Genomic DNA, 24,513 nt, shown 5'->3' with positions numbered 1-24,513 from the left:
TCTATTTAACATTGGTGCAGGTTGACAGTTTTGTGCTTCTAAGTCCCCCACTGCGCCAAGCGCCAAAACGTTATCGGTCAGGCTAAAAGCCAACTCCAATATTATAACTTAGTAACAAGGATTAAAAAATTGAATGAAAGTACAAATTTATAAAGTCAAAAATCCTAACAGTTGCGTTTCTGAAATCGTAGAAATAAAGTCAGATCTAGCAACTGATACTTTGACACACTTTGTACCACCTTTTGGGAGTCCTGAGATTATTCTTTTCATTGGGCAGCAGCATCAAATAAAAAATGTTTCTATTACTAATGGACTAATCAAAGGAGTGTACAACATTTCTCAAAAAATTGAATTTTCACCAAATTATCATTTTATTGCTATTCGATTAAAACCCTATGGATTAAGGCAATTATTCAACATCAACACAACAGAGTTAAATAATTCCGTAATCGATATTCAATGTCTTCCAATTGGTGAAGTACTATTAAATATCACAAAATCAGAAGACAAACTGGATGTTTTTTTAGCAAAGGACTTAGTTAGTATTATAGAACAATTTTCTATCTATCCTGTATCTTCATCAACAAAAGCATTTATCAAAATTGCTTCTGAAACGAAATACACAACTATAAAAGACATAATTTTTGAAAGTGGTATTGGTCTAAGAACCTTACAACGCAATTTCAAGAAAGAAGTGGGTTTGTCACCAAAAGAATATTTGAGAATAAAACGTCTGAACGCAATTGAGCAAAAAATGTCGCAAAACTTAAATGTTTTTGAAATTATAGCCGATTTTGATTTTACAGACCAAGCCCATTTCATTAAAGATTTCAAGCAACTAAGAAATATCACACCAGCAGAAATTGTAAAAAAGAAATTATTACTCTCCGACCAATTAGCAACTCCTGGAATCATCACAATTTAATGTTGTCGCTTTTATACAATGAAATATCATCTCTTCTCTAGACCTTTGCAACAGAAAAAATAAATCATTGAAATTATGGGAAGATTTCACGCTCTTGAATGGGAAGATTTGCAGTGGTTTCCTGCAAGTTGGAGAGATTATGGCACAGACTACTTAAAGTTTATAGCCACTAAGTTTAACATATACAAACCCATTTTACCCTTAATGCAAAAGTGCATAGATAAAAGCGGTCAAAATCATTGGGTTGATTTGGCATCAGGCGGAGGTAGTGGATTGATATGTTTAGCAAAGGTTTTAAAAGAAAACAATCCAAAGTTGAAAATCACACTTACAGACTTCTATCCCAATATCAAGGCATTTGAAGGCTTAACAGCAGAAGTACCCGATACATTCTCCTATGAAAGGTCATCAGTTGATGCCACACATCCCCCTAAACATTTACAAAATTCGGTACAAACCATATTTGGAGCATTTCATCATTTTCGCCCCGATAAGGCAAAGCAAATTTTACAAAATGCGGTCAATACGAATACAACCATAGCTATATTTGAACCCGTTGGCAGAAACTTCGGCAGTTGGTTTTCTATGATTTTTGTACCTCTAAACGTGTTACTACTTACCCCATTTATTCGTCCTTTTCGTTGGTCTGTATTGCCCTTTATTTATCTGATTCCAATTATTCCTCTGTATATTTTATGGGATGGCATAGCGTCTATTTTAAGAACTTACTCAGAAAATGAATTACAAGAACTTGTTAATTCCTTAGAAAATGCTGATGGCTATGAGTGGGAAATTGGTAAAACACCAGGGGCAATGCCTATCAACTATCTAATAGGTTTCAAAAAAGACAAAAATGAATTGGGTACAAGAAATTGATAAAATAACATTGGATGCGGACTTGCTATTTAGCGAGCTAATCCATGATCAACTAAATTGGAAACCAAATTCCCAAACTTGGAGCATTGCTCAAAATTTGGAACATTTGATAAAAGTTAATGAAACTTATTATCCTGTTTTGAGTGCTTTAAAAAATGGAGTTTACAAAAAGCCCTTTTTGGGGAATTTTGATTTTATAGTTTCATTTTTGGGGAAAACAGTTTTAAATGCCGTAAATCCTGACAGAAAGAAAAAAATGAAAACTTTTTCAATTTGGGAACCAACACAAAGCAGTGTAGGAAATGACATAATATCTCGGTTTAAAAAACATCAGACCGAGTTACAAAAACAATTAAGTGATGCCAATGAACTCTTGACTAATCGAATCGTAATTTCTTCACCAGCAAATAAAAATGTCGTATACAGCTTAGAAATGGCATTTGACATTATCCTAACTCACGAACAACGTCATCTGGAACAGGCTAAAGAAATCCTAAGGGAATTAAAAAAATGAAAAACAATTTATGAAAGCCCGAACCGCTAACATATAAGAACTAAACCGTAGTGTAGCGTAGCGAAACTTCGGCTTTAGTTTCTGTTGACAATTGTGGAGCTAGCCCAGATTTTAGAAGCTATGGAGTTTTAAAGTTGTGGTGTACTTTTTCAGAAATCAGTTGAGTAGTTTTTAGTAGTTTTCATTGAGTTTAGTAGTCTTTTTTCGCTTTATTTTGTCTGTTTCAAACTGAAACATAGGTATTTCTCTCTATTTTTTGTTACAAATCAAGCATTTTTCAAAAGTTTAGGCAATAGTATTTCTGTCCTCCATTAGAAGAAATCACAAAGCATTGTTTTTCATTTGATTACGTTTGTCGTTGAGGATGATAGGTGGAGCATTTGCCCCAAATTGCATCACGATGACCATTCGCCCTGTTTTACAGCACGGACAAGCTGCAATATCAAAGCCTAATCTAGCTTTTGTGATTTCTACGTAGTCGGACTTTGAAAACCGTTGAAAGTTTTCTCTGAATTTCGGAACTAAATCCTTCGCTTTGTCAATGGTGGTATAGTATTCACCTTTCTTTTTAAATGTCATAATTTTAATTTTTAAGATTATGACTTGGTGTACGAAATTTTTTGTAATTTAGTGATGGGCTTGACTGTAGAGGCTAGCGAAGCTTTTGTTCAACAGCATATTTGCAAAAGCAGGGGTTTCGTGTACCGCAAACAGTTTTGTGCTCCGCATAAAGTTCAGTGGTAAAAATCCCGCCCATCGCAAAGCGGCAGAACGTTACAGGTAAGCGTAGAGACGAACGCACCTCAAAGATAATTACTAAAATCAAAATAGTTTTTGTTTTATTTTTTGCCACCGCTCATTTAGCACATTTGGTTTTTGCCAACGCACAAACCACTCACAAAAAACCAAAAGAGCTAAATTTTCCCTTCGCTACAAACTCACAGACACAAAGACCTTTCTATCGTATCAAATTCAAAATAAAATCCGGTATTTTTTAATTTTTCGTTGCTGACTTTTGAACCTTCTAAAATCATAACCGCCATTTCGCCAAAGAGTAAACGAATGACAAAAGCAGGAGCATTGGGTAAGAAACTTTTCTTTCCAAAAGATTTCAATAAGACTTTTGAGAAATCGTTCATTGTAATTTGTTCAGTGGCAACACCATTGAAAATTCCTTTAAGTTGAGTGTTAGAAAGAATAAAATCGTACAATTTGACCAAATCCCGAATGTCTATCCAAGGTAAATATTGTTCGCCTGAACCTAAAGAAACATTTATTCCGAGGTTGGCTAATGGGCTTAGTTTTTTAACCATTCCACCCTCTTTTCCAAGAATAACTCCTTTGCGTAAAATGATTGTCCGAATACCTAAGTCGTTAAATTTTAAAGCAGCATCTTCCCATTTCTGACAAACAGAAGCTAAAAAATCGTTTCCGTTTTCAGAAGTTTCTACAAATGTTTTATCCGTTGTTACCGCACCATAAAACCCAACAGCAGAGGACGAAATAAAGGTGTTGATGTTGAATTTATTTTCCGAAATATATTGATATAATAAGTTAATGGAATTTATGCGACTGTCAATAATTTCCTTCTTTCGTTGTTCTGTCCATCGTTTTTCGCCAATGTTTGCACCGGTCAGATTAATGAGAATTTCTACTCCTTCAAATGCTTTTTTGTCGATGTATTGTCTTTCGATTTCCCATTGAAAAAAGCGAATATTTTTTGATGAATTAGCACTTGGTTTTCGGGTTAAAACATGAATTGAATATCCTTTCTCCACTAAAAAAGGAATGAGCTGTTTTCCAACAAAACCAGTTCCGCCAGCTATTAATATTTTTTTCATTGTCTTTCTTTTACTGCTTCACCATAAACTTTTAAAGCCCTATCTCTTGCAAAACTATGCTCCACTATCGGTTTTGGATATTTTTCAGTTCCAAATTCAGCTACCCATTTTTTGATATAATCTAAATTTTTATCAAATTTTTCGGTTTGTAGTGCCGGACTAAATACCCTGAAATAAGGTGCTGCATCGCAACCACAACCTGCCGCCCATTGCCAGTTTCCATTGTTAGCAGACAAATCGTAATCATTCAACTTTTCAGCGAAATACGCTTCGCCCCAACGCCAATCTAACAGCAAATGTTTACACAAAAAACTGGCAACAATCATCCGAACCCGATTGTGCATATAACCTGTTTCGTTGAGCTGTCGCATTCCGGCATCTACAATCGGATAGCCTGTATTTCCAGTGCACCACAACTCAAATTCCTGCTCGTCATTCCGCCATTGTATAAAATCGTATTTCGTCTTAAAAGAATGACTGACCACCTTTGGAAAATGATACAAAATCTGCATAAAAAACTCCCGCCAAATCAATTCGCCTAACCAAGTTTGATTGTGTTGCAAAGCAAAATCCACACATTTACGAATACTGATGGTTCCAAATCTTAACGCAATCCCTAATTGAGTTGTTTTTTGAAGTGCTGGAAAATCTCTGTATTTATCATATTCATCAATGATTTTTGCTTCTAATTTTGGCGTTTCAAAATGAAATTCTGTTTTCTTAAATCCAATATCTTTTAAAGAATGAATTTCGGTGAAATCTTGTTTCACAAAGTGATTAAAATCTGCTTTGTGAGTGTGATAATCTTTTTCGGTTAAAATCTCTTTCCATTTTTTAGCATAAGGCGTATAAATCGTATAAGGCGTTCCGTCATTTTTTACAACTTCGTATTTATCAAAAATCACCTGGTCTTTAAATGCTTTAAAAGGAATGTTTTGGGTTTTGAAAAAGTTGTAAATTTCGGTATCTCTTTCAATGGTTTGTGGTTCATAATCTCGGTTGCAAAACACCGCTTGAATGTCATATTCTTGGGAAAGTTGTTGAAATATTTCTAAAGGTTTTCCATAAAAGGCATTCAACTTTGAATGATGATTTTTTAATGCTAAGTTAATGTCCGAAAGTGCCTGATGAATATAATCTACTCGCCTATCACTTTTATTTTCTAACGCATCTAAAATAGCTGTATCAAAAATAAAAATCGGCAATACCGGAAATTCCGCAGCCAAAGCCCGACACAATCCAGCATTATCTTCCAATCGCAAATCCCTACGAAACCAGAATATGGAAACTTTAGTTTTCATTCAAATATGGATTATCGGTTTTATCCTGTTTTACCCAAATCAATTTGGAAGTGTCATAACCGATTTCTTCCGCTATTTTCAAGTACTTTGTTTTTATATCCTCGGGAATGGTTTTTGTGCGGGATAAAATCCATAGATAATCCAAATTCTTTCCGGCAATTAAAGCATATTGGTAATTTTCGTCTAAAGCCACCACATTGTAGCCCGAATAAAAAGGCCCGAAAAAACTCACTTTTAAAGCAGCCACATTTTTATCTCCTCTAAATTTTGCCAATCCATCGGCTTTGATCCATTTCTTTTTTACGAAATTGTAACCGCTGTTCAACACAATGACATTTCCTTTTTTATCCAATTCATACTGGGCGGAAGTGTTGTCCAGATCCTTTTCAAATCGGAAATCAAATCGGGCAACTTCGTACCATGCACCTAAATAGCGATTGACATTAAAATTTTCTACTGGTTTTGCATTTTTAGGAATAGATGCACAAGAATTTAAAAGTAAAATCCCGCAAGCGATAAAAGCAGTTACTATGATTGTTTTTGTTTTCATTTTATAATTTTTTTGAAAAAATAAAGCACTAATAAAAATTGAGAGTATCCATAAACTGCATCTTCAATAGGAATGGTAAACATTCGTATTCCCAAAAAATCTTTTGGATTATAATTAACAATCGGATCTTCAATAAAACTACCGGTTAATACCCCATTAACCGGAAAAAAACCAAGCATAAGAAGCGTGAAAACCAAAGATGCTTTAGTAAGCCAATCTACTTTAGCAATAAAATGCAAATAGATCAATGTAAGTATCGTAACTATTGTTGTAATGAGTGTGTAAATTTTGTCTGTATGCAATAAGCCAACAACCGACAAAACAATAATGCTTACAAAAACCAATAAATTATTAAAAGCACTTAAGACTTCCCATTTGTAGTATTTATCAATGGTGTAATAGGTAAAAATGCACGAAAACGGAATACAAATAAAGAATAAAATTTCTTCCAAAGGCAAACCAAAAAACGAAATTCCAAGAGTATAATCTGTATTAAACCACCATACTCCATGAGCCGTAAACCATATATCCCAAGCGATAAAAGGAATAGCTACTAAAATGGCAGCTTTTAGGAATGAACCAAATTGAAGATTGAATTGAATTCTTTTGTCAAAAGATGCTATAAAGCAAATGATGATAGTGAAAAACAATATGAGGGCATAAGTATAAGCCATCATGATTTAGCCGATTTAAAATACATTTTAAAATACTTTAAAGGCACATATAAAAACCCAAAACATTCGCCTTCTTCTTTTCCTAAATGTTTGTGATGCTGCTTGTGTGCTCTGCGAAGTGCTAAAAAATAAGCGTTTTTAGTGTGTGTGAAAAACTTTATCCGTTGATGAATAAAAATATCATGTACAAAAAAATAAGCCATGCCGTAGAGCATAATTCCCAAGCCGATAAAAAACAAATAATTGAAATTTTCTAATGACCCGAAATACATCAGCGCAATAGTGGGTAGTGCGAAAATCACAAAAAACCAGTCGTTTTTTTCTAATTCACCAGCGTTGCTATGGTCATGGTGATCTCGGTGTAAAACCCATAAAAAACCGTGCATAATATACTTGTGAATAAGCCAAGTAGCTCCTTCCATCAGTATAAAAACAAGTATAACAAGTACTATTTTCATTTTAATTTTTGTTGATGAGGTTTTCTAAAACATCAAACCGATATTTAAATATTTTTTCTAATTTCTTTTTTACAAATAAAGAGTGCGCTAAATTTCCTAAAAGTCCGAAAGGCAATTCATAATCAACTTTATCTATCATGAACACACCTTTTTCGTTGGGTATAAATTCGTGGCGATGGTTCCATAATTTGTAAGGACCTTTTTCCTGAAAATCCGTAAAACTCTTATTGGGAATTACCTCTGTAATTCTAGTTTTCCACTTCAAGGGAATACCAAGCAAAGGCGAAACCGTGTAATCGATTATCATTCCTTCAAATATTTTATTTGTTTTTTGTTCAGATAACACGGTAAATGCCATATCTTTTGGGGTTATTTTTGGCAAATTCATCGGTAATGAAAAAAAATCCCAAGCGGTTTGTAAATCACAATTCAATTGTTGTTCTCTGTATAATTCATGTTTCATAACTAATTACTTTAAGAGTGTTTCAATATTTTTTTGAACAAAATCTGAATTGATGTTTTTTTTGTTTTTAACAAGAAAATCCCTGTCTTCTTTTAAGTTGTTGTTGTATCCCAAAAAAGAAGGTGCATTTTTCTGAACCGAAAACCGGATATATCTAATTTCAACATTTTCAGGTTCTTTACTAATGGCTAATTCAATGTTATTCTTTCCTTTCTTAAAAGTAGCAAGTTTACTCAATGGATTGAAAACATGATTTGCCCAGATCGTTTGATAAGCACCAAGATAGGCTAAAGCTATCACCGATTTTTCTTTGGAAAGTTCTAATTCCTCAATCATCTTTTCACACAGTTTTTTATCCAGAACGGCTTTGCTGTAACTCGACCTAACCTCGTTCAAATCTGAACTATTAAAGGAAAAATTCATAAATAAAACACATAAAAGCAACATCAAGATTTTCATTACAAAAACGCTATTTTATACCTTACATAACTTTTAAATGCCACAAAAATTTTTTGAGGATTGGAAACCCGAATCCTATTATTTAATATTTCGGAGGAAGTCTTACTTTTTATTTTCTTAAACAAAGAAATGTAATACTTATACGCCAAATACACACCGAACATAGACGAATTAGGAAGTTTTTTTATACCGATTAAAGCTTCTTTAAATTCCTCCTCTATTTCTTTTTCAATTTGGCATTTTATGTGATTATCAAAGACCGCCATATCAACATTAGGGAAATAAGTCCTACCTAAAATTTGATAATCTTCTTTCAAATCTCTTAAAAAATTTATTTTCTGAAATGCAGAACCTAATTTCATAGCATACGGTTTTAACTCTTGAAATTTCTCTTTGTTTCCTTCCGTAAAAACCTGTAAACACATCAATCCTACGACTTCGGCAGAACCAAAAATGTATTCATTGTACAATGCTGAATTATAATCTACTTTTTGTAGGTCCATTTCCATGCTATTCAGAAATTGTTCAATTAGCTTAGTGTCAATTTGATAAGTATGCACTGTTTCCTGAAAAGATTGCAAAATGGGATTCATTGAAATTCTTTCTTCTAAGGCGTTTTTAGTTTCCGTTTTCAACCTGTTTAACAGTTTTTCTTTGTCGTATTCGTGAAAACTATCTACAATTTCATCTGCTAATCTCACATAGCCGTAAATTGCGTAAATAGCGTTGCGGATAGAAGGCTTTAAAGCCAAAATTCCCAACGAAAAACTCGTGCTGTATTTTTGTGTTGTTATCTTACTTACCGAGTAAGAAAGTTCGTCAAATAGCTGTTTCATATTACTCAGTTTTAGATTTTGTTACTTCATTTGCTACTATTTTACCCGATATAATAGACGGTGGAACACCTGGGCCTGGAACGGTTAATTGTCCCGTATAAAATAGATTAGTTACTTTTTTATTTCTAATTTTCGGTTTCAAAACCGCTGTTTGATTAAGCGTGTTTGCCAATCCATACGCATTACCGCCATAGGCATTGTAATCCTGCACAAAGTCCGTTACGCAATAACTTCTTTGGTACTCAATTTTTGAAGCCAAACCAATCATTCCAGTATGTTTTTCAATTCGCGAAAGCATTTCTGCCAAGTATTTTTCCCGATTTGTTTCATCGTCTTGAATACCAATTGCCAAAGGCATCAACAAAAACAGATTTTCTTTTCCTTTTGGGGCAACACTCTTATCTGTTTTAGAAGGACAACAAGCATAGAACAGTGGGTTTTCTGGCCATTTTTTTTCTCCATAAATACAATCAATATGCTCGTCTAAATCGTTTTCAAAAAATAGTGTGTGGTGCTTGAGGTTCGGAATAGTTTGATTTATACCTAAATAAAATATCAAACTTGACGGTGCAAAAGTTCTGCTTTGCCAATATTCTTCGGTATAATTTCTTAATCGTTCCTCTAAAAGTGTTTCGGTGTGATGATAATCAGAAGAAGCGATTACGGTGTCAAATGTTATATTTTCTCCATTTATTTGCAAAGAAGTTATTTTGTTATGGCTCGTATTGATTTTCTCAACCGTTTTATTAAAATGAAAAATTGCTCCTTGTTTTTCTGCAACCTGCTGCATTGCCAATACCAATTGGTAAAATCCGCCTATCGGATAATGCGTGCCTAAAGCGTAGCCGCCATAATTCATCAAACTGTACAATGCTGGAATGTTTTTGGGCGATGCCCCCAAGAAAATCACCGGAAATTCCATCAGCTTTCGTAACTTCTCATCTTTAAAGTAGCTGTCAACATAGCTTCTGAAATTTGTGAGCAAATTTAATTTCAAGGCACTCTTCGCAATTTTGGGAGATACAAATTCTAACCAACTGTGGCTAGGTTTTGTAACGAAGTCTTTCATACCTACCTCGTATTTGTACTTTGCCGACTGCATAAATTTTTCTAATTGAACGCCTGCACCTTTTTCTTTCGTTTCAAACAGTTTTTTTAAGTCTTCGAAATTTTCAGGAATATTCATTTTCTCATCAGAAAAAATCATTTCAAACTGAGGATTTAAGGAAATTAAATCAAAATAATAGGAAGTTTTGTAGCCGAAATCAGCAAAAAAATTGTCCATAATATCAGGCATCCAATACCAACTTGGCCCCATGTCAAAAACAAAACCTTGTTCTGTGGTGAATTGCCTGGCTCTACCTCCCGGTTGATTGTGCTTTTCAAAAACATGAACTTCATGACCAGCTTTTGCCACATAAGCTGCAGCCGACAAACCAGAAAATCCTGAACCTATTATGGCTATCCTATTTTTCATCTTTTGATATTTTTAAGTGCTTCTCTTAGTAAATTATCCGTTTTAATATTTCTATCATAAATTGGTTGATGGAAATCGTTTAGTTTATTTAAGATTCGTATTAATTCTATTTTCTCTTCATCCGCCAAATCACCTGAAACAATATCTGTGGCATCTCTTACTTTTTCCATTACCGAAGCTAATGCTGTCAAACCCTTAGGAGTAATGCTTATAATCTTACTTCTTTTATCTTCATCGGATTTTTTTTCCGAAACCCAACCATTGGTAATTAACCTTTTAATGATTTGCATACCAGCAGGCTTTTCGTGAACATTTTTTTTGATTAAATCCATTTTAGTCATATTATAGCTGAATTTTAATACAATCAGATAAATCACATCATCAGGTGTTGAAAAATCAGAACCATGAATTGCCGATTTAAAATAATTTTTACCAAACCTATTCATGTGAACCACTAAGCTGGCAATAGCACTCTCAGCAGTCCTTCCTACTATTTTACCTTCCCAATACACCTCCATTTCATTAATTATTGATTGATATTTTCTTATCATCCATATCTTAAAACTTTCTATATTACTTTGATTCTCAATAGCTAATTTATTTTCCAACTCAAATTCCTGAACCAAGTCAAGCACATCTTTAATTAAACCATAATTCATTTTGCCGGATTTTAGAATGCAAATGTACTATTTATTTTTAACTAAATCGCATAATAGACTTTTATTTGAAAATTTAGTTTACTTTTGTACCAATTAATTGGTTTGTAGTATGAAGAAAATACTTTTAGGGTTGGTTTTCCTTTTGACTGGAAACGGCATTTTTGCCCAAACAACGGGTACTATCAACGGTGTAGTAAAAGACAAAAACACACAAGAAGTTTTAATTGGAGTTGTGCTTAAATTTGTCGGAAAAGACACAGTAAATACACTATCCGATGAAAACGGAAACTTTTCGGTTCAACTTCCTGTTGGAAAATATAATTTAGAAACTTCGTATATTGGTTACACATCTTTCACGCTTTACAACATTAATTTGACTTCTGGAAATGCCCAAATTCTACAGATAGAATTGGACGAGAAAAGTCAGGAATTACAGGGAGTGGTTATCAATGCCGGAAAATCGGTTAGGGCTTCGGATATGATTACACCTTTGGCTACTCAAAAATTAACAGCCGAAGAAATAAAATCCAACCCTGGTGGAAATTTTGATGTTTCAAAAGTTATTCAAGTATTGCCTGGAGTAGCAGGAGGAACAACACCTAACCGAAATGATATTATTGTTCGTGGTGGCGGCCCGAGTGAAAATGTTTATTATTTGGACGGCATAGAAATCCCTGTTTTAAATCATTTTCAAACACAAGGTGCAAGTGGCGGAGCTACCGGAATTTTGAATGTTTCTTTTATTCAAGATGTACAACTCACTTCATCGGCTTTTAACGCAAAGTATGATAATGCTTTGGCTTCTACGATTGTTATTAAACAACGAAATGGCAATCCTGACAAATTGAGTGGAAACTTTCGTTTGTCGGGAACTGAATTTGCAGCAATGTTAGAAGGTCCATTGGGAAAGAAAACCACATTTATGGCTTCGGCAAGGCGTTCATATCTGCAATTTTTATTCAAATTATTGGATTTACCCATTCGCCCTGACTACTATGATTTTCAATACAAAATCAATCACAAAATCAACAATAAAACCGAATTGACTTTTATAGGAATTGGAGCGATTGACAATTTTAAATTAGCCGTTCCGAAAAAGAGCGATGCCAATACGGAATACATCAATCGGGCAAATCCTTTAATCAATCAATGGAATTATACCGTTGGAGCAACCTTGAAACGATTGGTAAACAATGGTTTTTTTACTATTGCATTAAGCAGAAATATGTTTTTTAATGGTGCTGACCGTTATGAAAACAATGCTTCAAAAAGTGGAAATAAATTGTTTAGTTTGGGAAGTCATGAAACGGAAAATAAACTTCGTTTTGATATGAATAAATTTAAAAACGGTTGGAAATACAGTTATGGTGTAGATGCACAATATGTAAAATACGATGCCGATATTTTCAATACGATAAAAGAAGAAGTAAAGGATAATAACGGAAACGTCATTAGTCCTGCCGTTAGTTTTTCAAGTAATACAGCAATTGAATTTTTCAAATTTGGTGCGTACGGTCAAGTTGCAAAACGATTTTTTGACGATAAATTCTTAGTGTCGGGAGGTCTTCGTGCAGACATTAATACCTATACAAAAAACGGATTAAATCCATTGAGAACGCTTTCTCCAAGGGTTTCATTTTCTTATGCTTTCAACAATCAATGGAATATTTCTGCATCCGTTGGAAGTTATTACAAACTGCCTGTTTACACCATGCTTGGCTATAAAGACAATAATGGCATACTTGCCAATAAAGAGTTGAAATATACCAATTCTATACACTATACCATCGGAACGGAGTTTGTACCGAAAAACGATTTGAGGGTTACTTTTGAAGCATTTTACAAAGATTACAGAAATTATCCAACTTCCTTAACCAACGGAATTTCTTATGCCAATATCGGCACGGATTATTCGGCAGTTGGTAGCGACAAATACGCATCAACAGGACGAGGACGAGTGTATGGAATTGAAGCATACATTCAACAAAAATTGATTAAAAACCTTTTTTATGTAGCCAGTGCTACGCTTTATAAATCGGAATTTTCGGGAACCGATAATCAATTCAGACCTTCCACTTGGGATTATGGGTTTATTGTTTCGGCTACTTTTGGTTACAAATTCAAAAAGAACTGGGATATCGGCTTGAAATACCGCATTGCCGGAGGACAACCTTACACACCTTTTGACATGAGTACATCAACCGCCCAATACTTGACCTATGGAACTGGTGTTTACGATTACACACAACTCAACAGCAAACGACTTCCCTTTTTCAATCAATTGGATTTGAGAGTAGATAAAAAGTTCAATTTCAAAAAAGTAAGTTTAGATATATTTGTTGATTTCCAAAATATTCTGTTTTATAAAACTCCTTATTTACCCAAATTTACTTTTGAAAGGAATGATGACAATACTGGCTTTAAAACCAAAGACGGACAACCCATCAAAGCAGATGGAAGTAATGCCATTCCATTAATTTTAAATCAGCGTTCAGCAACCATTGTTCCTTCTATTGGATTTATATTTGAGTTTTAAGGACAATAAACCAGACATACACATTGTCAAGCCACACAAGGCACCGCTCAAAGCAAGGCTTGCCAAAGATTATGTCTTCCATTCCACACATAAAAATAAAACAAAAACAACTTTACCGAAAGAACGCCAGCCTGTTACGAGCGGGTTGAACGCAAGCAGGGGTGAATTGCACCGTTTGAACTTTTGTGCTATATTTGAAGTTCGGTTCTCACATCAACAGTAGTGCTAAAATGCCCTGCCTGCGTCAAGCCGCTAAACCGTTACCTGCAACCCTAACAAAGCGGCAGTGCAAATGTTGAACAGACAGATTTATAAATGAAAGTAACAAAACTATTTAAGGAATTTTTTGACAGCGAAAAATCAGGCGGACTCACTCTAATTGTTTGCACAATAATATCACTAATCATAGCAAATTCAACTTTTGGGGCTGACTATCAACATTTTTGGCAAACACAATTTCAAGGACACAGCTTTGAACATTGGATAAATGACGGCTTAATGACTATTTTCTTTTTGCTTATTGGTTTGGAACTTGAACGAGAAATTTATATTGGCGAACTTTCAAAACTAAAAAACGCATTATTGCCAATTTTTGCAGCAATTGGCGGAATGTTGGTGCCAGCAGGAATATTTCTATTGTTCAATTATGGAACAGCAACGCAAGCAGGTGCAGGTATTCCAATGGCAACAGACATTGCATTTGCCTTGGGCATTTTATCATTATTGGGCAACAGAGTTCCAACCTCTTTGAAAGTATTTTTGACAGCACTTGCCGTTATTGACGATTTGGGAGCAATTATCATCATTGCAATTTTTTACACCAAAACTTTACTATGGACAAATTTATTCATAGCGTTAGGAATTTTTGCCTTGCTTTTGGTTTTCAACAGAATGAAAGTAAGAAACCTAATTCCGTATTTAATTGGTGGATTTGCAATGTGGTATTTTATGCTTCATTCAGGAGTTCACGCCACAATTACAGGTGTGCTTTTGGCATTTGCACTTCCATTTGGTAACGGAGATGAAAAATCCACTTCCTATATTTTACAGCACTTTTTACATAAACCAGTTGCATTTATCATTCTACCAATCTTTGCATTAGCCAACACAGCCATAGTTTTTAGTAGCGAAATAACTCAAACTTTGACAGAGAATAACAGTTTGGGTATTGCACTTGGACTAATTGTAGGTAAACCATTGGGAATTTTCCTTTTGACATTTTTAGCCGTTTCATTTGGACTGTGCAAACTTCCGACAGACCTAAATTGGAAATCAATTTTTGGCGTAGGACTTTTGGCAGGTATTGGGTTTACAATGTCTATTTTCATTACACTACTTGCGTTTGACAACGAAACAATCATAAACAACTCAAAATTAGTAATCCTACTTTCCTCATTGACAGCAGGACTTTTGGGTTTTATAACTTTGCGACTAACACTTAAAACAACATCAAACCAATGACGAAGGAAAAAAGGGCAGCAGGTAACAAGGTATTGCCAAAAGCGGGGCTGAACAGCTTCGATTGGACATTTGTGCAAGGTTCAACATTCGTTCTTCGATTGAACTTTTGTGCTAAAAACCCCGCCTTCGGCAATACCCAAACCGTCAAACTGTCTAATAACCTCTTACTTTTTAACACACAGATTGTTAATAAGTTATATCGAAATTAGTTGCTTAACGAATTGATTGTCAGTATATTTACTGCATGAAATTTATACTTGGCAAGGACAGGAATCAAATCAGTTTCTTTTGTTTGGAGGAGCAAATTGAGCATAATCACGAAATCAGGTTGATTGAGTTGTTTGTAAACAGCATCAATTTAGCGGATGCAGGTTTTAAATTGGATTTTATTGAAAATGGGCGTCCCGCTTATCATCCCGGTGATTTGTTGAAGTTGTTTTTGTATGGCTATTTGAACCGCATACGCTCCTCGCGTCAGTTGGAAAAAGAATGTAAACGAAACATAGAATTGATGTGGCTCATGCGTGGTCTTGTTCCTGATCACAATACCATTGCCAACTTTAGAAAAGACAATCCTCAAGCCATTAAAAATGTGTTTCGTTCAACCGTCAAACTCGCACAACATTTTCAGTTGATTGGCGGTAAGTTGATTGCCGGTGACGGAACCAAACTCCGTGCACAAAACTCCAAGAAAAACAACTTTAACGAAAAAAAAATAGAGCGGCACATTGCCTATATCGATAACAAACTTGATGAGTACAACTCTATATTAGCAAGCGAAGACAAGGATTTAAGTGAGGAGAAAAAGCAAGAAATCAACAGCAAAATCAATAAGCATCAGCTGCATAAAAAACAATACCAAGATTTTCAAAAGCAATTAGAGGCAACAGGTGAAGTTCAAATTTCTACTTCTGACCCTGAATCCAGACAAATGATTGTTCGCAACAACATTACCGAGGTGGCTTATAACATCCAAAGTACCGTGGATGCCAAACTCAACATTCCAATTAATTACGAAGTTACCAATGAGAATGATTCCAAAGCCATGGGAAGCATGCTCCAGCAAGCCGTTGAAGTATTAGGAAATAATGAATTTACTGCCGTTTTTGACAAAGGCTACCACACCGGAAGTGAGTTCAAAAAAGCAGATGGACTGGGCGTAGATGTGGTGGTGGCTATTCCCGATATTTCTTCCTCTTCTATGGCTCCTGACCCTTCATACAACGTAGCCAACTTTGTTTTCAATGAAGAAGAAAACGTTTACATCTGTCCGCAGGGAAACGCACTTTCTACCAATGGTAAATGGTACAAAAAAGACCGCAATTATGAAGGAAGAAAAAAGCAGCCACCGATTTTGGTTCAGCATTACAAAACAACAGCCTGCAAAACCTGTCCACTCATCAACTCCTGCACCAAAAACACAAGAGGTAGAGGTAGGGTCATCGAGAGAACAGAATTTGCACCATACATAGAAAAAAACAAACTTCGCATGGAACAAGCCGGTGAACTCTACAGAAAACGACAAGCCATTGTGGAACACCCTTTCGGGATTATCAAACGCCAGTGGGATTTTTACTATGTCATGACCAAACAAGGAATATCAAGAGCCTCTGCCGATGTAGGCTTGATTTTCACCGCCTTTAACCTACGTAGAATCTTTAATCTTCTTGACCCAAATCTGCTTAAAAAGTTCCTCAAAGAACTTGGCTTTATTTTTTCCATTCAGAGGAGTCAATTTAAGGCGTTTTACGACACTTTCTTTTTCAAAAAGTGGGGATCATCTTCTAAAATAAATCTCATTTTAAGTTCCTGAAAGTGGAGTTATTTGCATAGTATTGCGAAAGGATTAATGAGAAATTAGGTTATTAGACAGACTGACGTTATGAATTACCCGGAAACCCCCAGCAACCGCATTCAAATGGACATAGTATAGGTGCGGAAAATGAATGTCGATGAGTATAGGAACCGCAATCACAAATAAATCCTACCGCAATCTGATATGAACAATCAATCTCAGATTGATGTTTCCAATTACATTGGGCATTGAGATTGTGAATACCGAATAAAGACCCCAGTATGAACCATATTGTAACAATATTACTTTGTAAGTTACAAAACACAAAAACAAAATAACAGAAATAAATAATAAAAAACAAATATCAGCATTGCCCAATATACAAACAATGGCATTGATAGATTGAAAAATTATTTTTTATCCAAACTTATGCGTAATGGAGTCAGTACTTGTGCGGTCATATACATAAGTAGGATTGTCTGTTTTTATGATTTTGCAACCTAAATGCAGTGCTTTGGTAAAGAGTTTTGTATCGCTACCATAGTTGATATTTTCAAAGCAGTCAAGTTTGAAAAAAACTTCTTTCTTAATACAGAATGTAGCTCCAATGACACATTCTGTCAGGCTGATTTTCATTGTGGGGTTGCGAATATCAGGCACATATTGGTCGCCAATAATTCTAACTCCGCCATGCAGCAGGTCTGTTTCGTTATTCTTTTCCAGCATTTCTTTTCTTATTTTTAAGTGCTCAGGTTCATAAAAATCATCTGAGTCCAAAAATGTAATATAACTGCCATGGGATAATTTTGCACCATTGTTCTTTGCAATTGCATCTCCCTGGTTGGGTTGTTTGACATATCTGATTTTTGGGCTGAGAAACGCTTGGACTGCTTGTTCTGTATTGTCTGTGCTGCCGTCATCCACAATCACGGCTTCCCAGTCCGTTTCTGTCTGTGCAATGAGAGAGCGCAAAGCCCTAATTAAAAGTTTCTCTCTATTGTATGTAGCAATAATTACTGAGAAAAATGGATTCATTTTATTGTTTCAAAAATAGGGCTTGTATCACTCAAAAATATTGTACTGTTTCTCAATTACTGTACTTGGAACACTGCCCGCACTCAAAATACTATGAAAAAGGAAATCTGTTCTGTATCGCTTTTCCTTATTTGCTTGCAAGGCAGCAAACTTGTTAGGATGCTTGGTAATGTATGAATCCGAGCACCAAATAATACAAGCGGGATTTCGCAAAGCCGGGTTATTACTCGCGTGCAACCAACTTCCATCTTCTCCCAAAGATTCCCCATGGTCAGAAAGATAAATCACAATAGCATTTGAGGAAACTAAGGTTGAAATGACACTGTCTAAAAAGAAATCGGTATAGAGAACCGTGTTGTCATACGAGTTCACCAACTCGTCTTTTGAGTTTTGGCTTACAATTTTACTGCGGGTTACGGGCTTATATTTTTCAAATGCGGCAGAATAATGGTTATTATAATACCAATGACTTCCAATTGTATGCAAAATGAGCAATTTGTTTGGGTAGTTAAGTTTGTGCAAGAAATGATAGCCCTGCAACAAATCCTCATCCAGCCAGCTTGAATATGTATAAACCGATTTTTCGGGATGTGCAAAAATCAGGGTGTCACATTCTTTCATAAAAGTTATATAACTTTTTGCAGGTTCTTGATTGGCTACCCATGCAGTATAGAAACCCGAAGATTTGAACAATGGCACAAAAGAGGTTTCTGACCATGCTCTGCCTGTGTTTGCACTATCCGCTCTTGTCATGATATGGGCAACGCTCGGATTGGTATAGGTATATTGGGAGTAAATATGAGGAAATGAGATGATGTTTTCTCTCTTGGAAAGTCTTGGTGTAGTGTTTCTGTGATATCCGTTCAATGCAAGGTGGTCTGCACGAAGGGATTCGCCCAAAACAAACACAATGGTCAGATTTTCATCCGAACGGTAATCGCGAATAATATCCGGTATCTTTCGCTCTACATCCTGAGCTTGATGAAGTTTGTTGTATTCGCTGAAATTATAATAAAGCGAAAACGGAAAGTGCTGATAGAATGAAGTGATAGTTCTTTCGCTAAGCGAAAACACCGCATAGAAAGCCACTATGAGCACTACCAGATGAACAAAAGGTTGTTTCATTTCAACTGTTTTGAACCTGATAATCACCGCAAAAATAGCTGCTGCCATACTCAACAGTATATACACAAACAGCAAGGCGGGCATTACATCCATTGAAGTACCGATGTCGTTGTGTAGTGCGGCATCTAAAATCATGGGTGTTAATGTGGCTTTATAGAAATAACTGTAAAAACCAATTATACTGCCCAATAAGACCAGCAATGGAAAAATTATCGCAAATACATATTTGTTGATAGCAATCGCATAAAAAATAAGGACCAAAGGCACACAAACCAAAGCCCAATGAGCCATTGTATAAAAAAAACCTTTGAAACCCTTTGTTGGGTATATCAAAAAGTCAGGTAACACAAAAAACAAACTACCCCACAACACCATTAGGATAAGGAAGAAAAAAAACGAGTTCTTTTTGTTAGAAAATAACTTCATAGCCGTTTTTAAGTAGTGCGAAGGTAGTTTTTGTAATCCAAAAAACATGCTATCACAAGCAACAAAGACTCATTTCGGATACCTTGTCAACAATTAATTTTAAATATTCTATTAAGGAAATAGCCGCAAATTACTACTAACTTTGTACCCTCATGAATGTGTTACTGAACATCATACTGCTATTGAACACTGACCCTCATAGCAATGAATTTAAAATTCTGTTAATTGCTTCTGAAATAGGAGTTACGTTCATAGTGTTTTATGGATTCTATTTGGTCTTTAATAAGTTCAACAAAAACCTCAGACAGTACAAGCAGGATAACCCTGAAATAGACCGAAAAAAGTCAACAGGCAATACGGACAAGCCGGAAGAAAAAGACAATACAAATCAATAAATGACTCTATTGTTTAATGAGTTTTCCTGATTCGAGTTTGCCGTTGATATAGATTCTATATAGATAGGCTCCTTGCGACCATCCTGCAAAACCGGGAAATTGGAGTGTATAAAGACCTTTGCTATAGTAGTCATTGGAAGTTGAAGCAATTTTCTTGCCCATAAAATCATATACTTCTAATTGTATATTGCTACTCTCATGCAGATTTAGAATAATCACAGCTTTCTCATTGTCATAGCGCAGTTCATGTATTTTTACGATTTTCTTTTCCTGTCTTACACCCGTTGCGTTACATTCAAACCCAAGAGAAAGTTTTTGATAATCTCCGCCCAACAAAGTATCAGAAGTAAGTTCGTTGACACACAGCCAATCTTGTAATACAGAAGCATACACTTCGCGAAAATCAATTTTGTATTTCAAGTTGCCAAAATTATCAAGGTCGTTCAGATTGACATCGTCACCTACGAAACCGTTTCCGTTTACAGCTGGTCCAAACATCATTAAAGGTGCGGCAGTACCATGGTCAGTTCCACGTGAGCCATTATCGTTTACACGTCTTCCGAACTCGGAGAAAGTCATGGTAAGTACGTTTTGGTCTTTGCCCGTTTTTGCCAAATCTTCATAAAAAGCTTTGATGGAATCACCAAGCGAAACAATCAAATCAGCATGTCGGGTATCTTGTTGTGCATGGGTGTCAAAGCCGTCAAGCGTGAGCATATATATTTTTGTTTCAAGTCCGCCTTTTATCAATCGCGAAACTAAGCTGAGAGACTCGCCCAGTCCTTTTGGGAAAGTAACGCTATTGTTGCCGGCATCATACGCATTTTTGATAGTTTGAGTTTGATAAAAAGTGCTGTTAATCATGCTTTTCATAAAATCAACCTGATCCTTGTAATAACAAAGTTCATTTCCGTCAACATTATAAAGTGAGCCCGTTTTGGCAATATTATATAAAGTTACCGGGTCAATCACATTCATAGCCATGTTGATGTTGTTTTCGTTAAAAAACAATAAATTACCATCACCGCCAATTTGTATAGCAAGAGGCTCTGGCGATGGATTGGTAACAAAATCAGGATTTTGGTTCCAAAGGTACCTGCCCATCCATCCTGATTTGGTTCCTGAGTCTGTTTGTGCCGAATCCCAAATATCGGTTGACTTGAAATGTGACATATCAGGGTTTTCATACCCAACATTTTGGATAATTTTCATACTGCCCGCATCCCATAGGCTTTTGAATGATGATGCATATTTGGGTACAGAATATTTGCTATTCAAAGCTGTTAAATCGGCAGTATCAATTTTGATTGAAGGGCGAAAGCCGGCATATGTTCCATAGTCAAATACCGGAATAAATGTATTCAATCCGTCATTGCCTCCTTTAAGCCTGATAATGACCAATACCCTGTCACCGGAGTCTCCCAATGCCTTTGTTACAATGGGAGATGCAAGTAACTGGTTAAAAGGAATGCTTGAAAATGCAATGGTTCCAGCACTAATCAATCCTAAATTTTTTAAAAAATCTCTTCTGCCAATACCAAGTTCGTGTTGTTCATCATGTGCACAGCCATCTTGTAAACAACTGCCTTTAGATAGGTTTTTATTTTTTTTCATATTCTATTGGGCTTTTTATTACATCAACTGAAATTCAGGTCTTCGGACTATCCATAACATCAGGTTATATACTTGTTCGGGTACATATTGAAACTGCAAATCCCACCAACCGTTATCAAAATAGTTTTGAGGTACAGAAGCTTTGAGCGCAATGGTTGCCTGTGTGTAATCTGCGGCTTTTTCTAATCCTTTTGGGATGAAGAAGTCAGTTATTTTTTGTGCTACTACAGCAACATCTTTGGAGTTGCCTGAAATGTCTATTGCCAATTGACGCAGTGATTCTCTGTCAAGTTGGGTAAGAACATATCCAAAATAATTACCCAGTATGTCCCAACGCTTGGTAATAGATGTGCTGTTAATCCATGCGCGATTGCCATTCCATCCTGATACATCAATAGGGCTAAACAATTGTTGTCCCATATCAGACGTTACATAAGCGGTGTTTGTAATAAGTAAATTGTCATAAGGGAGTGCGCTCTCGGTAAGGGCTGACACGAATAAATCAATCGGGCTTTTGATGATTACACTGATGGCATCATCTTCAAAAAAATGGTCACTTTTGAATAATTCCAAGAGTACGGGTTCTATTAGGAAATTGTTGTTGCGAAAGGTTTGTGCCATTCCATCTATGATGGTATCGTTAGGAATTGGGTGCACAAATTGCGTGTAGATTTTTGAGCAGATAAATTTGGATACTTGCAATGCTCGTTCTTGGAAAATCAAGTCGTGGACATCGTCAAAAGTGAAATTGCCGGTTTGACCATATATAGTTTTAGGGTCGGCATCAAATTTTGTAATATCAAAACTGATAGCTGCACAATTTTCAGATATAGTTACCCATCCTGTGAACGCCCTTGCAGCTTCTGTGATATCTTGTTGCGTGTATCCATTGTTTACACCCATGGTAAAGAGTTCCATTAATTCACGCGCATAGTTTTCGTTTGGATGTCCCTTCACATTATGTCTTGCATCCAAGAATGTCAGCATAGCCGAAGATTTGCCCATTTCTTTCAAGAATACTTTAAAATCACCGAATGCATGTAGTTGGAGTAACTTGTGGTATTCATACATATAACTTGGGCATAGATAATCCAGATATCTCGTCACAAAATGATTGTGCCAAAAAAGAGCAAACTTTTCTCTTGCCCCAACTGTTAACATCTCTTTTATCCATTGTAAATACCATTCAACATACTGACTTACAGACTGGTTGTTGAAATCGGAGTAATTGGATGCAGTCCAATTGTACCAAGTTGGAGGGGTAGGTAAAGGTGCTGCCTTAGAATCACTGATTATTTTGTCCACTAACTGTCCTGGAGTCATCAACAATCCGGCTTGTATTTGAGCATAGTTGGCACCAAAAGCCATACGTTTGTATAAATGAGCTACGCGCAAACTGTTCCATGGTTTGCCTACACTTGGTACATAGGGGGCAAGCGTTCCGCCTGCACAATTATCTGACATAACATTTAGAGTTTAGAATTTCAAAAATAAGTGGTCTATTGATAAGTTGTTTCTCTAAAGTTGTGTTTTTTTAACAATAAATTGATTATTATTAAAAACACAAGGTGTTTGATTAAATAATAAATTTCTGTGTCATACTTACTCTGACTTACAAATAATAATACCTTTGCTATTGAAATTCAATCAAAAAAACGAAATGGAATATAGAGTAGAAAGTGACTTGTTGGGTGAACTGAAAGTGCCTAAAGAGGCGTATTACGGTGTCCAAACGCAAAGAGCCATACACAATTTTAAGATTTCCAATCAGTATCTTTTTTCTTTTCCGGCAATGATAAAGGCTTTGGGATATGTTAAAAAAGCAGCAGCACAAACCAATTACGAATTAGGAGTACTTGACAAAACTGTCTATGAAGCCATGATTCAAGCATGTGATGAGGTAATTGCAGGCAAAATGGATAAAGAGTTTCCCGTTGATATGATACAAGGTGGTGCGGGTACTTCTGTCAATATGAATGCCAATGAGGTTATTGCCAACAGAGCCATTGAAATTCTCGGACACACAAAAGGGGAGTATCAATATTGCTCTCCAAATGACCATGTTAACTTGTCACAATCCACCAATGATGCCTATCCGACTGCAATCAAAACAGCCCTGATTATTATGAATCAAACGCTGGTTCAAACACTCAGCCTGATTATAGCTTCTTTCAGACAAAAAGGTAAAGAGTTTTCAGATGTAATAAAGATGGGCAGGACACAATTGCAGGATGCAGTACCAATGACCTTAGGACAAGAGTTTGAAGCTTTTGCGGATAATCTGGAAGAAGATATAGAGAAACTAAACAACAACTCCAAACTATTTGTAGAAATCAATATGGGTGCAACTGCCATCGGAACCGGTCTGAATGCACCGAAAGGCTATGCCAAACTATGCGCAGAAAAACTTGCACACATCACAGGCTTCCCGTTTGTTTCAGCGCCTAACCTTGTAGAAGCAACACCGGACACCGGTTCTTATGTTATTTATTCTTCAGCTTTAAAAAGGTTGGCGGTCAAACTATCCAAGATTTGCAACGATTTAAGACTTTTGTCTTCCGGTCCCAGAGCGGGTTTGTATGAAATTAACCTGCCTCCTATGCAGCCGGGTTCTTCCATTATGCCCGGCAAGGTGAATCCGGTTATCCCCGAAGTGGTGAATCAAGTTTGTTATAAAGTCATTGGCAATGACCTTACCGTTACATTCGCAGCAGAGGCAGGTCAGTTACAACTCAATGTGATGGAGCCGGTCTTGTGTCATGCTATCATGGAAAATATTAATTTCATGTGCAATGCCCTTAATACTTTGAGAGAAAAGTGTGTGATAGGAATTACAGCCAACAAAGAAGTGTGCCTGAATATGGTAAAGCACAGCATAGGAATTGTAACTGCCCTCAACCCATATATTGGATACAAACAATCTACACTCATTGCCAAGCAAGCTTTGGAAACGGGAAAAAGTGTGTACAATTTGGTACTGGAACAAGGGCTGCTTACACAAGAGAAGCTTGATGAAATATTAGACCCGAAAAACATGCTCCATTCCCATTAAAATAACGGTGGATTTGTACACCTTTTCTCTTTAGGTTTTTA

At 35.9% G+C, this 24,513-nt stretch carries 24 protein-coding genes; 9 read left to right on the top strand and 15 right to left on the bottom strand.

Annotated elements, in window-relative coordinates; translation table 11 throughout:
- Positions 1-133 precede the first annotated feature (133 nt).
- From M9892_08235 to M9892_08225, 3 genes are all read left to right on the top strand, one after another.
- On the top strand, positions 134-925 hold the full coding sequence (locus tag M9892_08235; GenBank protein MCO5254334.1) for an AraC family transcriptional regulator: 792 nt from the start codon (positions 134-136) through the stop codon (positions 923-925).
- A 75-nt stretch (positions 926-1,000) separates the two neighbouring features.
- On the top strand, positions 1,001-1,801 hold the full coding sequence (locus M9892_08230) for a hypothetical protein (protein MCO5254333.1): 801 nt from the start codon (positions 1,001-1,003) through the stop codon (positions 1,799-1,801).
- Entirely contained in the window at positions 1,779-2,315 is a 537-nt protein-coding gene (locus M9892_08225) for a DinB family protein (protein MCO5254332.1), read from the top strand. The genes M9892_08230 and M9892_08225 overlap by 23 nt, the downstream gene beginning before the upstream one ends.
- 321 nt (positions 2,316-2,636) lie before the next feature.
- Here the strand turns inward: M9892_08225 and M9892_08220 are convergent, their stop codons facing one another.
- From M9892_08220 to M9892_08170, 11 genes are all read right to left on the bottom strand, one after another.
- Positions 2,637-2,894, bottom strand: coding sequence for a hypothetical protein (locus tag M9892_08220; GenBank protein ID MCO5254331.1), 258 nt, complete (start codon positions 2,892-2,894; stop codon positions 2,637-2,639).
- 359 nt (positions 2,895-3,253) lie between these two features.
- Complete coding sequence (locus tag M9892_08215) at positions 3,254-4,156, bottom strand: TIGR01777 family oxidoreductase (protein ID MCO5254330.1); 903 nt, start codon at positions 4,154-4,156, stop codon at positions 3,254-3,256.
- Positions 4,153-5,457 (bottom strand): DNA photolyase family protein, encoded by a 1,305-nt coding sequence (locus M9892_08210; protein ID MCO5254329.1) that lies wholly within the window; start codon positions 5,455-5,457, stop codon positions 4,153-4,155. The genes M9892_08215 and M9892_08210 overlap by 4 nt, the downstream gene beginning before the upstream one ends.
- Positions 5,447-6,007 carry a lipocalin family protein gene (locus M9892_08205; GenBank protein MCO5254328.1) on the bottom strand — a complete coding sequence of 187 codons (561 nt, stop codon included), beginning with the start codon at positions 6,005-6,007 and terminating at the stop codon, positions 5,447-5,449. Before M9892_08205 ends, M9892_08210 begins: the two co-directional genes overlap by 11 nt.
- Positions 6,004-6,684: a lycopene cyclase domain-containing protein gene (locus M9892_08200; protein MCO5254327.1), complete on the bottom strand. Its 681-nt coding sequence runs from the start codon at positions 6,682-6,684 to the stop codon at positions 6,004-6,006. Before M9892_08200 ends, M9892_08205 begins: the two co-directional genes overlap by 4 nt.
- Positions 6,681-7,139: a sterol desaturase family protein gene (locus M9892_08195; GenBank protein MCO5254326.1), complete on the bottom strand. Its 459-nt coding sequence runs from the start codon at positions 7,137-7,139 to the stop codon at positions 6,681-6,683. Before M9892_08195 ends, M9892_08200 begins: the two co-directional genes overlap by 4 nt.
- Position 7,140: 1 nt before the next feature.
- Positions 7,141-7,602 carry an SRPBCC family protein gene (locus tag M9892_08190; GenBank protein MCO5254325.1) on the bottom strand — a complete coding sequence of 154 codons (462 nt, stop codon included), beginning with the start codon at positions 7,600-7,602 and terminating at the stop codon, positions 7,141-7,143.
- A gap of 6 nt (positions 7,603-7,608) precedes the next feature.
- The gene (locus tag M9892_08185) at positions 7,609-8,025 is read right to left on the bottom strand and encodes a hypothetical protein (GenBank protein ID MCO5254324.1); all 417 of its coding nucleotides are present in this window, start codon (positions 8,023-8,025) and stop codon (positions 7,609-7,611) included.
- A 35-nt stretch (positions 8,026-8,060) separates the two neighbouring features.
- A complete protein-coding gene (locus tag M9892_08180; protein MCO5254323.1) occupies positions 8,061-8,897 on the bottom strand; it encodes a phytoene/squalene synthase family protein in 837 nt (278 codons plus the stop codon).
- Between the two features lies 1 nt (position 8,898).
- Positions 8,899-10,374, bottom strand: a complete 1,476-nt coding sequence (crtI, locus tag M9892_08175; GenBank protein ID MCO5254322.1) for a phytoene desaturase family protein — start codon at positions 10,372-10,374, stop codon at positions 8,899-8,901.
- Positions 10,371-11,033 (bottom strand): MarR family winged helix-turn-helix transcriptional regulator, encoded by a 663-nt coding sequence (locus M9892_08170; GenBank protein ID MCO5254321.1) that lies wholly within the window; start codon positions 11,031-11,033, stop codon positions 10,371-10,373. The genes crtI and M9892_08170 overlap by 4 nt, the downstream gene beginning before the upstream one ends.
- 109 nt (positions 11,034-11,142) lie before the next feature.
- Between M9892_08170 and M9892_08165 the strand changes: the two genes are divergently transcribed.
- From M9892_08165 to M9892_08150, 4 genes are all read left to right on the top strand, one after another.
- A complete protein-coding gene (locus tag M9892_08165) occupies positions 11,143-13,569 on the top strand; it encodes a TonB-dependent receptor (GenBank protein MCO5254320.1) in 2,427 nt (808 codons plus the stop codon).
- Positions 13,570-13,884: 315 nt separating this feature from the next.
- The gene (nhaA, locus tag M9892_08160) at positions 13,885-15,030 is read left to right on the top strand and encodes a Na+/H+ antiporter NhaA (GenBank protein ID MCO5254319.1); all 1,146 of its coding nucleotides are present in this window, start codon (positions 13,885-13,887) and stop codon (positions 15,028-15,030) included.
- Complete coding sequence (locus M9892_08155; protein ID MCO5254318.1) at positions 15,027-15,239, top strand: hypothetical protein; 213 nt, start codon at positions 15,027-15,029, stop codon at positions 15,237-15,239. Before nhaA ends, M9892_08155 begins: the two co-directional genes overlap by 4 nt.
- Positions 15,240-15,274: 35 nt before the next feature.
- Positions 15,275-16,843 (top strand): IS1182 family transposase, encoded by a 1,569-nt coding sequence (locus M9892_08150; GenBank protein MCO5254317.1) that lies wholly within the window; start codon positions 15,275-15,277, stop codon positions 16,841-16,843.
- 399 nt (positions 16,844-17,242) lie between these two features.
- Here M9892_08150 and M9892_08145 read toward each other — a convergent pair whose 3' ends face one another.
- Both M9892_08145 and M9892_08140 read right to left on the bottom strand, forming a co-directional pair.
- Positions 17,243-17,860, bottom strand: a complete 618-nt coding sequence (locus M9892_08145) for a glycosyltransferase family 2 protein (GenBank protein ID MCO5254316.1) — start codon at positions 17,858-17,860, stop codon at positions 17,243-17,245.
- 27 nt (positions 17,861-17,887) lie between these two features.
- Complete coding sequence (locus M9892_08140; GenBank protein MCO5254315.1) at positions 17,888-19,411, bottom strand: sulfatase-like hydrolase/transferase; 1,524 nt, start codon at positions 19,409-19,411, stop codon at positions 17,888-17,890.
- Positions 19,412-19,563: 152 nt separating this feature from the next.
- On the opposite strand from M9892_08140, the gene M9892_08135 reads away from it, so the two are divergent.
- Entirely contained in the window at positions 19,564-19,806 is a 243-nt protein-coding gene (locus tag M9892_08135; GenBank protein ID MCO5254314.1) for a hypothetical protein, read from the top strand.
- A 6-nt stretch (positions 19,807-19,812) separates the two neighbouring features.
- Here M9892_08135 and M9892_08130 read toward each other — a convergent pair whose 3' ends face one another.
- On the bottom strand, positions 19,813-21,420 hold the full coding sequence (locus M9892_08130) for a DUF1501 domain-containing protein (protein MCO5254313.1): 1,608 nt from the start codon (positions 21,418-21,420) through the stop codon (positions 19,813-19,815).
- Positions 21,421-21,438: 18 nt separating this feature from the next.
- Positions 21,439-22,884, bottom strand: a complete 1,446-nt coding sequence (locus M9892_08125) for a DUF1800 domain-containing protein (GenBank protein MCO5254312.1) — start codon at positions 22,882-22,884, stop codon at positions 21,439-21,441.
- Positions 22,885-23,080: 196 nt separating this feature from the next.
- On the opposite strand from M9892_08125, the gene aspA reads away from it, so the two are divergent.
- Positions 23,081-24,472: an aspartate ammonia-lyase gene (gene aspA, locus M9892_08120; protein ID MCO5254311.1), complete on the top strand. Its 1,392-nt coding sequence runs from the start codon at positions 23,081-23,083 to the stop codon at positions 24,470-24,472.
- Positions 24,473-24,513: the final 41 nt, after the last annotated feature.

Source organism: Bacteroidota bacterium, from assembly GCA_023957335.1.
Lineage (GTDB): Bacteria > Bacteroidota > Bacteroidia > NS11-12g > UBA955 > JALOAG01.
Note: the sequence above shows the minus strand (reverse complement) of the source record. Positions and strands in the feature narration are given on the sequence as shown.

Excerpts from the sequence above, each read along its gene's own strand:
- M9892_08165 (MCO5254320.1), top strand. The coding sequence starts at position 11,143 with ATGAAGAAAATACTTTTAGGGTTGGTTTTCCTTTTGACTGGAAACGGC.
- M9892_08210 (MCO5254329.1), bottom strand. The coding sequence starts at position 5,457 with ATGAAAACTAAAGTTTCCATATTCTGGTTTCGTAGGGATTTGCGATTG.
- M9892_08145 (MCO5254316.1), bottom strand. The coding sequence starts at position 17,860 with ATGAATCCATTTTTCTCAGTAATTATTGCTACATACAATAGAGAGAAA.
- M9892_08180 (MCO5254323.1), bottom strand. The coding sequence starts at position 8,897 with ATGAAACAGCTATTTGACGAACTTTCTTACTCGGTAAGTAAGATAACA.
- M9892_08155 (MCO5254318.1), top strand. The coding sequence starts at position 15,027 with ATGACGAAGGAAAAAAGGGCAGCAGGTAACAAGGTATTGCCAAAAGCG.
- M9892_08135 (MCO5254314.1), top strand. The coding sequence starts at position 19,564 with ATGAATGTGTTACTGAACATCATACTGCTATTGAACACTGACCCTCAT.
- nhaA (MCO5254319.1), top strand. The coding sequence starts at position 13,885 with ATGAAAGTAACAAAACTATTTAAGGAATTTTTTGACAGCGAAAAATCA.
- M9892_08205 (MCO5254328.1), bottom strand. The coding sequence starts at position 6,007 with ATGAAAACAAAAACAATCATAGTAACTGCTTTTATCGCTTGCGGGATT.
- M9892_08215 (MCO5254330.1), bottom strand. The coding sequence starts at position 4,156 with ATGAAAAAAATATTAATAGCTGGCGGAACTGGTTTTGTTGGAAAACAG.
- M9892_08220 (MCO5254331.1), bottom strand. The coding sequence starts at position 2,894 with ATGACATTTAAAAAGAAAGGTGAATACTATACCACCATTGACAAAGCG.
- M9892_08140 (MCO5254315.1), bottom strand. The coding sequence starts at position 19,411 with ATGAAGTTATTTTCTAACAAAAAGAACTCGTTTTTTTTCTTCCTTATC.
- M9892_08235 (MCO5254334.1), top strand. The coding sequence starts at position 134 with ATGAAAGTACAAATTTATAAAGTCAAAAATCCTAACAGTTGCGTTTCT.
- M9892_08230 (MCO5254333.1), top strand. The coding sequence starts at position 1,001 with ATGGGAAGATTTCACGCTCTTGAATGGGAAGATTTGCAGTGGTTTCCT.
- M9892_08225 (MCO5254332.1), top strand. The coding sequence starts at position 1,779 with ATGAATTGGGTACAAGAAATTGATAAAATAACATTGGATGCGGACTTG.
- M9892_08150 (MCO5254317.1), top strand. The coding sequence starts at position 15,275 with ATGAAATTTATACTTGGCAAGGACAGGAATCAAATCAGTTTCTTTTGT.
- M9892_08190 (MCO5254325.1), bottom strand. The coding sequence starts at position 7,602 with ATGAAACATGAATTATACAGAGAACAACAATTGAATTGTGATTTACAA.
- M9892_08185 (MCO5254324.1), bottom strand. The coding sequence starts at position 8,025 with ATGAATTTTTCCTTTAATAGTTCAGATTTGAACGAGGTTAGGTCGAGT.
- M9892_08200 (MCO5254327.1), bottom strand. The coding sequence starts at position 6,684 with ATGATGGCTTATACTTATGCCCTCATATTGTTTTTCACTATCATCATT.
- M9892_08125 (MCO5254312.1), bottom strand. The coding sequence starts at position 22,884 with ATGTCAGATAATTGTGCAGGCGGAACGCTTGCCCCCTATGTACCAAGT.
- M9892_08195 (MCO5254326.1), bottom strand. The coding sequence starts at position 7,139 with ATGAAAATAGTACTTGTTATACTTGTTTTTATACTGATGGAAGGAGCT.
- aspA (MCO5254311.1), top strand. The coding sequence starts at position 23,081 with ATGGAATATAGAGTAGAAAGTGACTTGTTGGGTGAACTGAAAGTGCCT.
- M9892_08130 (MCO5254313.1), bottom strand. The coding sequence starts at position 21,420 with ATGAAAAAAAATAAAAACCTATCTAAAGGCAGTTGTTTACAAGATGGC.
- M9892_08170 (MCO5254321.1), bottom strand. The coding sequence starts at position 11,033 with ATGAATTATGGTTTAATTAAAGATGTGCTTGACTTGGTTCAGGAATTT.
- crtI (MCO5254322.1), bottom strand. The coding sequence starts at position 10,374 with ATGAAAAATAGGATAGCCATAATAGGTTCAGGATTTTCTGGTTTGTCG.